Genomic DNA, 11,391 nt, shown 5'->3' with positions numbered 1-11,391 from the left:
CGCACGTATTGACACGATGGTTCTCCAAATGGCCGTTGGTTCTCTCTTGTAACCAGCAGCAGCTTCGGACACCATCAATGACCATGGAAGACGGCACTTCAATGTCCCCCGGTTACTGCCGGGATACCGACTACGACGCCCTCCAGTGGGACACGCGGGAGGACTGCGAGGTCCGGCAGATCCTCGATCGGATCGCCGACAAATGGTCCCTGCTGGTCATCGCGCTGCTCGACCAGCGCAGTCTGCGCTTCACCGAACTGCGTCGCACGATCGACGGCGTCAGTCAGCGCATGCTCACCCGGACGCTCCGCCAACTGGAACGCGACGGCCTGGTGAGCCGCACCGTGTATCCGGCCGTGCCGCCGCGGGTGGACTACGCGCTCACGCCCATGGGCGTGACCCTGCACCACACCATCCGCGCGCTGGTCACCTGGACCGAGGAACACCAGAACGAGATCGCACACGCCCGCGCGGCGTATGACATCCGGGCGGTGGCCGAGCAGGAGGGCGCCGAAAGGGAGGCCGCGGAGCGGGACGCCATTGCCCGTGAGGTCCTCGCGGGCGGGAGCCGTACCCGATGATCACGGACGAGGAACTGGCCCTGGCGGCGGCGGGGGCGGGAGCCGCCGTCGTCCGCGCCATGTACGGTGCGTCGCTGGCGCGTGTCGAGAAAGCCGCGGGAGACTTCGCCACGGCGGCGGACATCGAAGCGGAACAGGCCATTCTCGGCGTCATTCGCGCGGCCCGGCCCGATGACGCGGTGACGGGCGAGGAGAGCGGGCACACGGGTCCGGACGACGCGGAGCGGCGGTGGCTGGTCGACCCGCTGTGCGGCACGCTGAACTACGCCGCGCGGAGCATGCTGGTCGCGGTGAACGTCGCCCTCCGCGCGGGTTCCGGCATCACGGTGGCGGCCTCCGCCGATCCGTTCTCCGACGAGGTGTTCTGGACGGACGGCGCGCGGGCTCACCTCCGCCGCGACGGCGTGGACGAACGGCTCACCCCGTCGCCCGATTCGCGCCTGGTGGACGTCAACCTCGATCCGCCGTTCCCGAACGAAGCGAGCTTCCGGGCCGTCAAGCTGCTCGCCGACCCGGCCTTCGCCGAGCGCTTCGGCGCGCGGGTCGTCTCCACCACCCTGGCGGTGGCCTGGGTCGCCGCCGGCCGCCGGGCCGCCTACGTCACCGACGGCGATCTACGGGACAGCGTGCACTTCGCCAGCGGGATCGCCCTGTGCCAGGCCGCCGGATGCGTGGTGACCGGCATCCACGGCCAGCCACTGCACACGGGCGCGGGCGGCCTCGTCGCGGCGGCCGACCAGGAGACGCACGCCGCGCTGCTGGAACTCATCGGCAATCAGTCTCAGGGAACCAAACGCGGATAGCCGGTCGCCCGGCCGATCTGATAGCGGCGGTCACTCGTTCGGTGTCGACAGGCGGCGGGCGCCCGGTCCCTCGCGGCCGAGCCGGTCGGCCGGGTTGGTGTACGGGCAGGCCGTGAGTGAGAGGCAGCCGCAGCCGATGCAGTTCGCGAGATTGTCGCGCAGCGCGGTGAGCCGGTCGATGCGGGCCGAGAGGTCGTCGCGCCACTCGCGGGCGAGCCGGGCCCAGTCGCGTTTCGTCGGCGGGCTGTCGCTGGGCAGCCCGCCGAGCGCGTTCTTGATTCGTTCGAGGGAGATGCCCAGGGTCTGCGACGCCCGGATGAACGCCACCAGGCGCAGGGTGTCGCGCCGGTACTCGCGCCGCCCGCCGGCGGTTCGCCGGCTGCGGATGAGGCCGAGGCTTTCGTAGTAGTGCAACGTCGACACGGCCACCCCCGCCCGCTGGGCGACCTGACCGGGTTTGAGCCACACGGCGTCCGGGCTCAACGAGTCCACATCATCACCTGTTGACGTCAAGTGCACTTGATGAAGTTGACTCTAGCCATGTACTCCGTCGCACCTGAAGGGGCGTCCTCTCGGGACGTCAGCCGGCTCGTCGAACTCGTCGCCGTGGTGGAGCGGACACAGCGCGCCGAGGACGTCGAAGGGTTCCTCGCGCTCTTCGACCCGGGGGCGGTCTGGGTCACGGGCGGCGGTCGTCGCCTCATCGGTCTCGACACGATCGCCGCGTTCACCCGGTCGGTGCTCCCGGGGGCGATGGCCGACGCGAGCGTGCGGTACGAGGTCGAGCACATCCAGTTCTTCACCCCCGACATAGCGCTGACGGGCGTGCGGCAGGAGTACCTCGACGCCGGGGGAAAGCCCCTCACGCCGCGATCGCTCGGCCTGCCGACCTATCTGTGGCGGCGCGGCGCCGACGGCGACTGGTCCATGGTCGCGGGGCAGAACACGGGGGTGCCGGCGGAGCCCGCGCCGGCGAGAGCCCGGAAATGAGGGCGCTGTACGTGTTCGTCCGCCGCGACGGCCGCTGGCTGATCTCCCGCCGCTCGAACACCCTCGCGCCTACATCCGGACAGTGACCGACTCGTCACGTTGTGACGGATAAACCCCGCTAAACTGGGGTCGTTCATTGTTTTGGATAGTTTGTCTTTATGGCGGTAGGTTTAGGCCATGACCGCACCCAAGACTCCGACCATCCCCGAGGAGCTGCGCGGGGCAGGCCTGCGGGTGACAGCCGCCCGGGTCGCACTGCTTGAGACCGTCCGGGACGGCGATCACCTCGGTGTCGAGGAGATTGCCTCCGGGGTGCGCGATCGCGTGGGCCACGTCTCCCTCCAGGCCGTGTACGAGGCCCTTCACGCGTTGACGGCGGCCAGGCTCGTCCGCCGCATCGAACCGGCCGGCAGCCCGGCCAGGTTCGAGGGACGGGTCGGGGACAACCATCACCACATCGTGTGCCGCTCGTGCGGCGCGGTCGCCGACGTCGACTGCGCGGTCGGCGAGGCGCCCTGCCTGACCGCGGCCGACGCACACGGCTTCACGATCGACGAGGCCGAGGTCATCTACTGGGGCCGCTGCCCCAGCTGCTCCGGTTCATAAGCACCGAGATCCGCTCAGCTTGGAAGGATTTCCCATGTCTGAAAACCATGACGCAATCGTTGTAGACGCGAAGACGGACGGCGGAGAAGGCTGCCCGGTCGCCCATGGACGCGCACCGCACCCGACCCAGGGCGGCGGAAACCGCCAGTGGTGGCCGGAGCGGCTCAACCTGAAGATCCTCGCCAAGAACCCCGCCGTGGCCAACCCCCTCGGCGCGGAGTTCAGCTACGCCGAGGCGTTCAACAGCCTCGATCTCGCGGCCGTGAAGCGGGACATCGCGGAGACCCTGACGACCTCGCAGGACTGGTGGCCGGCCGACTACGGCCACTACGGCCCGCTCATCATCCGGATGGCGTGGCACAGCGCGGGCACGTACCGGATCAGTGACGGCCGCGGCGGCGCCGGGGCCGGTCAGCAGCGTTTCGCCCCCCTCAACAGCTGGCCGGACAACGCGAACCTGGACAAGGCTCGCCGCCTGCTGTGGCCGGTCAAGAAGAAGTACGGCCAGAAGCTCTCCTGGGCCGACCTGATGATCCTGGCCGGCAACGTCGCCCTGGAGTCGATGGGCTTCGCCACCTTCGGCTACGCCGGCGGACGTGAGGACGTCTGGGAGCCCGAGGAGGACGTCTACTGGGGCCCCGAGTCCACCTGGCTCGACGACGCCCGCTACACCGGCGACCGGGAGCTCGAAAACCCGCTCGGCGCGGTCCAGATGGGCCTGATCTACGTCAACCCGGAGGGCCCGAACGGCAACCCGGACCCGCTCGCCTCGGCCCGCGACATCCGCGAGACGTTCCGCCGGATGGCGATGAACGACGAGGAGACGGTCGCCCTGATCGCCGGCGGCCACACCTTCGGCAAGACCCACGGCGCCGGCCCGTCGGACCACGTCGGCTTCGACCCCGAGGCCGCCTCGATCGAGGAGCAGGGCCTCGGCTGGAAGAACACCTTCGGCTCGGGCAAGGGCGGCGACGCGATCACCAGCGGCCTTGAGGGCGCCTGGACGAACACCCCGGTGACGTGGGACAACAGCTTCTTCGAGATCCTGTACGGCTACGAGTGGGAGCTATCCAAGAGCCCCGCGGGCGCCAACCAGTGGAAGCCGAAGGACGGCGCTGGGGCGGGCACCGTACCCGACGCGCACGACCCGTTGAACAGCCACGCCCCGACGATGCTGACGACCGACCTCGCGCTCCGCGTGGACCCGATCTACGACGAGATCTCGCGGCGCTTCCTGGCGAACCCGGACGCCTTCGCGGACGCTTTCGCCCGCGCCTGGTTCAAGCTGACCCACCGCGACATGGGCCCGGTAGTGCGCTACCTCGGCCCCGAGGTCCCGGCCGAGACGCTGATCTGGCAGGACCCCCTCCCCGCGGTGACGCACGAACTCGTGGACGCCGCCGACGTCGCCTCCCTCAAGGGCAGGATCCTCGCCTCGGGCCTGTCGGTGTCCCAGCTCGTGTCCGCCGCGTGGGCGTCGGCCTCGTCCTTCCGCGGCAGCGACAAGCGCGGCGGCGCCAACGGCGCCCGGGTCCGACTGGAGCCGCAGAGCGGGTGGGCGGTCAACGACCCCGACCAGCTGGCGACCGTGCTGCACGCCCTGGCGGGCATCCAGGAGGCCTTCAACGCCACCCAGACCGGCGGTAAGCGGGTCTCGCTCGCCGACCTGATCGTGCTGGCCGGCGGCGCGGCCGTCGAGCAGGCCGCCAAGGACGCCGGCGTCGCCGTGGAGGTCCCCTTCACGCCGGGCCGCGTGGACGCCTCGCAGGAGCAGACCGACGTGGAGTCGTTCGCCGCTCTTGAGCCGACCGCCGACGGGTTCCGCAACTACCTGGAGAAGGGCAACCGGCTGCCGGCCGAGTACCTGCTGCTCGACCGGGCGAACCTGCTGAAGCTGAGCGCCCCCGAGATGACGGTCCTGGTCGGCGGCCTCCGGGTGCTGGGCGCGAACGCCCAGCAGTCGCCGCTCGGCGTGCTCACCACGACCCCCGGGTCGCTGACCAACGACTTCTTCGTCAACCTGCTCGACCTGAGCACGACGTGGTCGGCGACCTCGCAGGACGCGAACACCTTCGAGGGCCGGGACGCCGCGGGCGAGGTCAGGTGGACCGGCAGCCGGGCCGACCTCGTCTTCGGCTCGAACTCCGAGCTGCGCGCCCTCGCCGAGGTCTACGCGAGCGACGACGCGAAGGAGAAGTTCGTGCGCGACTTCGTCGCGGCGTGGGACAAGGTGATGAACCTGGACCGGTTCGACCTGGTCTGATCATGATGTCCGGGTCGGCCCGAGCGGGCCGACCCGGACTCTCATCACGCGATCCCGTTGATGTGAGCCAGAAGCAACACAAAGCATTCTTGATGACGGCATATTGCGCGCATACGCTCCCCCCGAGGGAACGGATGCGTGAGACATGGCCAAAATGTTCGACACCGCGCTGCGAATTGACGCGGCAGGGCCCGCCGGAAATCCAATCATCAACAATCTCCGTTTCCTGCGCCATCCCGCCTGGTACGCGCTGGACCGGATCGCACCGGAATTTCCCGGGCCCGTCGTCCCGCTGACCGGGAGAAACGGGTCGGTCGTCCTGCTCAGAGGCGAAGAAGCCGTCCGGCAGTACTTCACCGACAACGACACCTTCCACCGGTTGAGCGACGGCGTCTTCACGCTCCCGGAAGGGCGGCCCTGGTCGCTGATGTTCGACGCCGTCATCACCTTCAACGGCGAGCGGCACCGGCGTTCCCGCAAACTGCTGATGCCGATCGTGCACAAAAGCGCGATGGAGCACTACGCGGTGGTGTTCGCCGGCACCTTCAAGCGGACCAGATTCGCGGCGGGCGGCGACGAGCCGTTCGACATGGCGGCCGAGTTCCTCGACATCACCCGGGCCAACATGCTCACCTGCCTGCTCGGCCTCGAACCGGACGAGGAGAACGTCGCCCTCGCGTACGCCGTCAGCCGGCTGCTCCAGTCCACTCTGAACCCGATGGTCTTCATGTACCAGAAGGAACGCGACTGGACCCCGTACGGCAGGTGGACCCGGCAGGTCGCCGCCGTCTACGAGCGGCTGGCGGAGATCATCGAGCGCAGGCGCGCCGAGGAACCCCGCCGGGACGCGCTGTCCATCCTCTGCCACACCACCGACGAGAACGGCGACTCGCTGACCACGCCGGAGATCGCCGGCGAACTGCACGGCATGTTCGCGGCCGGGTTCGAGACCACCGCGATGTCCATGACGTGGGCGTTGCTGACCATCCTGGGCACGCCTGACCTGGAGGTCTCCGACGAGGAGCAGCTGGACGCCGTGGTCAAGGAGTCGCAGCGGCTGATCCCGACCGTGCCGCTGTCGCTGCCGCGCCGGGTGACGCGGGAGATCGAGGTCGACGGGGCGCCGCCGATCCCGCGCGGCGCGCTGGCTTTCACGGCGCCGCTGCTCGAACACCATGACCCGGCGGCGTTCCCCGATCCGGGTGTCTTCCGGCCGTCGCGCTGGATCGGGGCCCGGCCCTCGCCGTACGCGTTCCTGCCGTACGGGGTCGGCCAGCGGCGCTGCCTGGGGGCGTCGTTCGCGGACCTGCAGATCAGGACGACGCTCGCGCTCATCCTGGCCGCTGGCAAGCCGCGGTTGCTCACCACCGAGGTCGACTACCGGATCAAATCCGGCGCGACCGCGTTCCCGAAAAAGCCGATCATGGTCAGTACGGGCTCGCATCCGGCCGCCGCCGGGCCGATCACCGGCACCGTCACCAAGCTGTGGAAGCGGTCACCCGCCACGGGGTGACTCGTTCTGGTGACGCCCGGACGGGCGCACCAGTCCCGTCTCGTAGGCGAAGACCGCAGCCTGGGTCCGGTCACGCAGGCCCAGCTTGACCAGGATCCGGCTCACATGGGTCTTCACGGTCTGTTCGGCCACCACCAGCCACTCGGCGATCTCCGCGTTCGACAGACCCTGCGCGATCAGGGACAGCACCTCGGACTCGCGTTCGGTCAGGTCGCCGACGCGGCTCCTGAGCGGGGCCCGGGGGGTGCCGGTCATCCGGGCGAACTCGGCGATGAGGCGCTTGGTGATGTTCGGGGCGAGCAGGGCGTCGCCGGCCGCCACCACCCGCACCGCCTGGGCGAGGTCGGCGGCCGAGGCGTCCTTGAGCAGGAATCCGGAGGCGCCCGCGCGCAGCGCCTCGTACACGTACTCGTCGAGGTCGAAGGTGGTCAGGACGAGGACCTTGACGGCGGTGCCGTCCGTCTCCGTGATGCGGCGGGTCGCCTCGATGCCGCCGAGCTGGGGCATCCGGATGTCCATCAGGACGACGTCCGGGGTGAGTTCGGCGACCTTGGCGACGGCGTCGAGGCCGTTCACGGCCTGGCCGACGACCTCGATGCCGGGCTCGGCGTTGAGCAGCACCGTGAAGCCCTGACGGACCATGACCTGGTCGTCGGCGATCAGTACGCGGATGTTCCTCATGGGGGTCCTCAACCGGGTTTCTGCTGGGTGGCGGGCAGGATCGCGGTCACCTCGTAGCCCCCGTCGGGGGTGGGGCCGACGGCCAGTTCGCCGCCCAGCATGGTCGTCCGTTCGCGCATGCCCAGGAGCCCGTGCCCGGCGGCCCGGGAGGGCGGGGCGGCCTCGTCCGGCGCGGTGTTGACGACCCGGATGGTGAGAGCGTCCGGCTGATACCTGATGTCCACTCGCGCCTCCGTTCCTGGAGCGTGCCGTATCACGTTGCTGAGCGCCTCCTGAACGATACGGAACGCCGACAACTCGACGCCCGGGGACAGCGGACGCGGTGCGCCGGTGATCTGGGTGGTGACCGTCTGCCCGGCGTCGCGCACATTGCCGACCAGCTCGTCCAGCCGGTCCAGGGTGGGCTGCGGGGCGTGCCGTGCCCCCTCGGACTGGTCGGCCGAGCGCAGCACGCCCAGCACCCGGCGCAGTTCGGTGAGCGCCTCCACCGCGTTCTCCCGGATCCCCGCCAGGTTCTCCCTGAGCTCCTCGGGCGGGTCCGCGACCAGGTGCGGAGCCACCTGCGCCTGGATGGAGATCATCGACATGTGGTGGGCGAGCACGTCGTGCAGCTCGCGGGCGATCCGGTTGCGCTCCTCCAGGAGGGTGCGCCGGGCCCGCTCCTCGGCGGTGAGTTCTTCCTGGATGACCAGTTTTGTCCGGGCCCTCAGGCTGCCGCGCAGCGCGGCGCCGACCACCACCGCGGCGGTGAGGATCGCCGCGGAGCCGACGTCGTGGTGCGCCCGGGAGATGAACGTGCCGCAGGCCAGCCCCACCAGGACGCTGATCGCCAGCGCCTCGACCGCGGCCCGGGGCCGGACCCGCAGCGCCAGCAGGAGCAGCACGCCGGCCTGCAGGGCGAGCCCGGCGCCGGTCCAGGGGAACAGAACGTCCTGGGCGCGGGGCTCCGCGACTCCCGCGACGATGACCGTGGCGATGGTCACCGCCCACCAGGCCGGCACCGGCTGGAACAGGGCGAGGACGAGCGCCACCGACTGGATCCCGCCGAGCAGCACCGCGTACGACGCGTCCAGCCCGTAGTCCGCGGCGAGCTGGTTCATGTTGACCACGGCGGCGGACACCGAGGCCAGCACCAGCACCATCGCGTACGCCGGAAGCCAGTCCAGCCAGCTGGACCGTCCCGTACGCGGCATCGGATCGTACGCCGTCGTCCACAGGTCGTCGCGCAGGTTACGCGGGACGCCCCGGAGCGCCGCCATCAGCCGTGTCATCGCGCCCGGCTCCTCCTTCCATCCGGAAAACACCCTAAGCACGTCCCCGCTCGTAGGTGCCGAATGCGGCCCAGCACACCAGCAGGGCCAGCACGAACACCGGCAACCAGGCCATCCGGGCGAGCAGCCATCCGGATCCGTCCGGGACGGTGTGCAGCCCCGGCAGCGCCGCGCCCGCGAGCGTGCCGATCGCGGTCACCGCGATCAGGGCGGTCTGGTGCCACAGAAAGATCGTCATCGCCGCGAGGTTGACCAGCGCCACGGCCGCCCAGGCGGCGGGCCGCCGGAGCACCCGCCGCAGCGGGCCGAGCAGCAGCAGGGCCGCCCCGCACTGGGCCAGCCCGAAGACGACGGCCGCCAGGGTGGGCGGGTCGAGGTTGGAGACCCCGGCACCGGGCACCCCGACCATGGCGGCCGGGTAGCCGCCCCACCGGACGAGCCCGGCGGTGGCGGCCGCGCCGCCCAGCAGCAGCGCCCATCCGGTCCCGCGGCTCCGCAGGTCACCCCGCGCCCAGGCCGCGCCCAGGCAGTAGGGCACCAGCCACCCGGCCGCCACGTTGATCCAGCCCAGCCAGGCGGGTCCGCCCAGGCAGAACCGGACCAGGTCCACCAGCGCGACGGCGGCGAACGGCCACCACGGGCGCAGCCGGGCGACCAGCGGAGTGGCCGCCGTCAGCAGCGCGAAGACCAGCAGGAACCACAGCGGCGACAGCACCAGTCTGACCAGCGTCCGCACGGTCTCCGGCCCGGCCCCGGCGGAGAGCATCGCGACCGCCGCCACGGTCCACACCACCAGCACGGCGGCGACCGGCCGCGCCAACCGCGCCAGCCGCCCACCGAGCCACTGTCCGTACGTCATGCCCCCGGCGCGGGCCGAGGCGTGACCTCGCGCCCCCATCTGCCCGCCCACCAGGAAGAAGACCGCCAGCGTCTGGAACACCCAGGAGACGGGGGCGAGCTGGGGCAGGTACCGGAGCGGGCTGGCGCCACGCACCGTGCCGCTGTCGGCGACCAGGGCGGTCACCAGCCAGTGGCCGAGCACCACGCCGAGGACGGCCAGGGCCCGCAGCGCGTCGACGGCCCGGTCCCGGCCGGCGGGGGTCGACGCGTCGATGCGCTGGAGGAGATCACGCATCGGCGGGGGTCTGCCCGGAGACGATCCTGGCGATGTTCCGCAGGGACAGGGAACCTGAGTCCAGGTAGTCGCTGTGGCCTCCGTCGCCTGCCGCGAAGAGCCGGGCGCCGAACCCCGGGGAAACCGGATCGGTGCCGAATCCGATGGTGGCGAAGGGCAGTCGGAGCCGCATGTGCGGCACATGGGCCACCCAGTCGGCGGTGCCCCGGCCGGCCCAGACGGTCGCCCGGGTGCGCAGCGCGGCGGCGGTGTCGGCGGCGGTGCCGACGCTGCCGTACAGGACGATGTCGGCGACGTTCAGGCCGGGCGCGGCCCTGGCGCAGACCACGCTTCCGTAGGAGTGGCACAGTAAGGAGATCCGAGCGGCGGGCCTGGCCGTGCTCAGCTCCCGCACGAACGCGCGCAGGTCAGGGGCGGCCGTGTCCGCCCGGTCGAGAGTCAGCGCTTCGAGGCTCGTCGTGCTGGGGGTCCGGTAGCCGAGCCAGGCGATGATGGCGGACCGGTCGCCGAGCTTGCGCGCGAGTCTGAGCGCGCCGCCGCGCAGGAGCCCATACCTGTCGAGGTTGGTGTCGGCGCCGGGGACCAGCACGGCGATCCGCTCGGCCTGCGACAGGTCACCGAAGACTTCGGCGGCGCGGCCACCGTCGCGGCCGTCGAAGAACAGGAAGCTCCGGGCCGGGTCCGCCATGGCGCGCAGCATCGCGGCCCGCCACCGGTGGCCGTCACGGGTGGCCGTCCGTTCCGCCGCCCGGATGGCGTCGCGGCCGGCGGCATACCGCTCGGCCAGGGCCGCGGGAGTCGTGGCCCGCAGCGGCGCGGAGGCGGCAGGGGCGGGCGCGGGAACAGCCGTGGAGCGGGCCGCACCCGAGATCGGGCCGGCCACCGAGGCGGTGACGAGCGCGCCGAGCAAGGCGCGGCGCAGGCGGCTTCCGCGCGGGTGGGGCGCCATGGGGGATCGTCCCTTCCGAAGTGGATGTGCTTCCGGGTGCCGAAGCTATGGATCACACCTCGTGGTCGGCGTCCTGCCGGGGAGTGCATTCCCCGCGTAGCTCTGAAGTACTACGGGTAGGGGGTGAACCTTTCACCGACATGTTTCAGGCCGACCTGGCGCGGCAGCCGAACTATCTCAGCAGGCTGGGATGGGCGTGGCCGTACGTCCAAGGATGTGGACGCGAGCCGGAGGAGTCGAAACTTTCAGGGTGGTATTGACACATTTCGGACAGGTTTCCACACTGAGTCCCCGAGGCGGTCTTCCCCTGCCAGACCGGTGGTGTGACGGCAGGGGGGCTCCTTCTGCGGCATGCGTTCCGTCACGGGGTCGGGGCGTCGACCCCGCAGGGCGTTTCCCCCCTTTCGTGACTCAGTTGTGGAGGCTCAGGCATGAGCGCAGACGCCACCCCCTCGGATCGACCCCAGCGGCCACGCAGAAAGGTGCTGCTCGCCGGCGCCCTTGGCGTACTCAGCGTGATCACGGCCTTGACGGTTCCCGCCGACGCCGCGGAGAGCACGCTGGGCGCGGCGGCCAACCAGAGCGGCCGGTACTTCGGC

At 70.9% G+C, this 11,391-nt stretch carries 11 protein-coding genes; 6 read left to right on the top strand and 5 right to left on the bottom strand.

Features of this window, described 5'->3' with window-relative positions:
* Positions 1-83 precede the first annotated feature (83 nt).
* Both Acor_RS41250 and Acor_RS41245 read left to right on the top strand, forming a co-directional pair.
* Positions 84-581, top strand: coding sequence for a winged helix-turn-helix transcriptional regulator (locus tag Acor_RS41250; RefSeq protein ID WP_155342199.1), 498 nt, complete (start codon positions 84-86; stop codon positions 579-581).
* Entirely contained in the window at positions 578-1,384 is an 807-nt protein-coding gene (locus Acor_RS41245) for an inositol monophosphatase family protein (RefSeq protein ID WP_155342198.1), read from the top strand. The genes Acor_RS41250 and Acor_RS41245 overlap by 4 nt, the downstream gene beginning before the upstream one ends.
* A 30-nt stretch (positions 1,385-1,414) precedes the next feature.
* Here Acor_RS41245 and soxR read toward each other — a convergent pair whose 3' ends face one another.
* A complete protein-coding gene (gene soxR, locus Acor_RS41240) occupies positions 1,415-1,876 on the bottom strand; it encodes a redox-sensitive transcriptional activator SoxR (protein WP_155342197.1) in 462 nt (153 codons plus the stop codon).
* A gap of 30 nt (positions 1,877-1,906) precedes the next feature.
* On the opposite strand from soxR, the gene Acor_RS41235 reads away from it, so the two are divergent.
* The 4 genes from Acor_RS41235 to Acor_RS41220 all read left to right on the top strand — a co-directional run bounded on the left by Acor_RS41235 (position 1,907) and on the right by Acor_RS41220 (position 6,756).
* The gene (locus Acor_RS41235) at positions 1,907-2,374 is read left to right on the top strand and encodes an SgcJ/EcaC family oxidoreductase (RefSeq protein ID WP_218034820.1); all 468 of its coding nucleotides are present in this window, start codon (positions 1,907-1,909) and stop codon (positions 2,372-2,374) included.
* 177 nt (positions 2,375-2,551) lie between these two features.
* Complete coding sequence (locus Acor_RS41230; protein WP_155342196.1) at positions 2,552-2,980, top strand: Fur family transcriptional regulator; 429 nt, start codon at positions 2,552-2,554, stop codon at positions 2,978-2,980.
* Between the two features lie 34 nt (positions 2,981-3,014).
* The gene (gene katG / locus Acor_RS41225) at positions 3,015-5,243 is read left to right on the top strand and encodes a catalase/peroxidase HPI (protein ID WP_155342195.1); all 2,229 of its coding nucleotides are present in this window, start codon (positions 3,015-3,017) and stop codon (positions 5,241-5,243) included.
* A 145-nt stretch (positions 5,244-5,388) separates the two neighbouring features.
* Positions 5,389-6,756, top strand: a complete 1,368-nt coding sequence (locus tag Acor_RS41220; protein WP_155342194.1) for a cytochrome P450 — start codon at positions 5,389-5,391, stop codon at positions 6,754-6,756.
* Here Acor_RS41220 and Acor_RS41215 read toward each other — a convergent pair.
* The 4 genes from Acor_RS41215 to Acor_RS41200 are packed head-to-tail and all read right to left on the bottom strand — an operon-like array spanning position 6,739 to position 10,792.
* A complete protein-coding gene (locus tag Acor_RS41215) occupies positions 6,739-7,437 on the bottom strand; it encodes a response regulator (RefSeq protein ID WP_155342193.1) in 699 nt (232 codons plus the stop codon). The genes Acor_RS41220 and Acor_RS41215 overlap by 18 nt on opposite strands.
* A gap of 8 nt (positions 7,438-7,445) precedes the next feature.
* Positions 7,446-8,708 carry a sensor histidine kinase gene (locus tag Acor_RS41210; protein WP_155342192.1) on the bottom strand — a complete coding sequence of 421 codons (1,263 nt, stop codon included), beginning with the start codon at positions 8,706-8,708 and terminating at the stop codon, positions 7,446-7,448.
* 34 nt (positions 8,709-8,742) lie between these two features.
* Positions 8,743-9,843 (bottom strand): acyltransferase family protein, encoded by a 1,101-nt coding sequence (locus tag Acor_RS41205; RefSeq protein WP_155342191.1) that lies wholly within the window; start codon positions 9,841-9,843, stop codon positions 8,743-8,745.
* Positions 9,836-10,792, bottom strand: coding sequence for an alpha/beta hydrolase (locus Acor_RS41200; RefSeq protein ID WP_155342190.1), 957 nt, complete (start codon positions 10,790-10,792; stop codon positions 9,836-9,838). The genes Acor_RS41205 and Acor_RS41200 overlap by 8 nt, the downstream gene beginning before the upstream one ends.
* Positions 10,793-11,391: the final 599 nt, after the last annotated feature.

This window comes from Acrocarpospora corrugata (assembly GCF_009687845.1).
Lineage (GTDB): Bacteria > Actinomycetota > Actinomycetes > Streptosporangiales > Streptosporangiaceae > Acrocarpospora > Acrocarpospora corrugata.
The sequence above is the reverse complement of the archived record's forward strand: the minus strand, read 5'-3'. Positions and strand labels throughout refer to the sequence as shown.

Coding starts and splice junctions, on each gene's coding strand:
- Acor_RS41230 (WP_155342196.1), top strand. CDS start 2,552: ATGACCGCACCCAAGACTCCGACCATCCCCGAGGAGCTGCGCGGGGCA.
- Acor_RS41250 (WP_155342199.1), top strand. CDS start 84: ATGGAAGACGGCACTTCAATGTCCCCCGGTTACTGCCGGGATACCGAC.
- Acor_RS41200 (WP_155342190.1), bottom strand. CDS start 10,792: ATGGCGCCCCACCCGCGCGGAAGCCGCCTGCGCCGCGCCTTGCTCGGC.
- katG (WP_155342195.1), top strand. CDS start 3,015: ATGTCTGAAAACCATGACGCAATCGTTGTAGACGCGAAGACGGACGGC.
- Acor_RS41205 (WP_155342191.1), bottom strand. CDS start 9,843: ATGCGTGATCTCCTCCAGCGCATCGACGCGTCGACCCCCGCCGGCCGG.
- Acor_RS41220 (WP_155342194.1), top strand. CDS start 5,389: ATGGCCAAAATGTTCGACACCGCGCTGCGAATTGACGCGGCAGGGCCC.
- Acor_RS41235 (WP_218034820.1), top strand. CDS start 1,907: ATGAAGTTGACTCTAGCCATGTACTCCGTCGCACCTGAAGGGGCGTCC.
- Acor_RS41210 (WP_155342192.1), bottom strand. CDS start 8,708: ATGACACGGCTGATGGCGGCGCTCCGGGGCGTCCCGCGTAACCTGCGC.
- Acor_RS41245 (WP_155342198.1), top strand. CDS start 578: ATGATCACGGACGAGGAACTGGCCCTGGCGGCGGCGGGGGCGGGAGCC.
- Acor_RS41215 (WP_155342193.1), bottom strand. CDS start 7,437: ATGAGGAACATCCGCGTACTGATCGCCGACGACCAGGTCATGGTCCGT.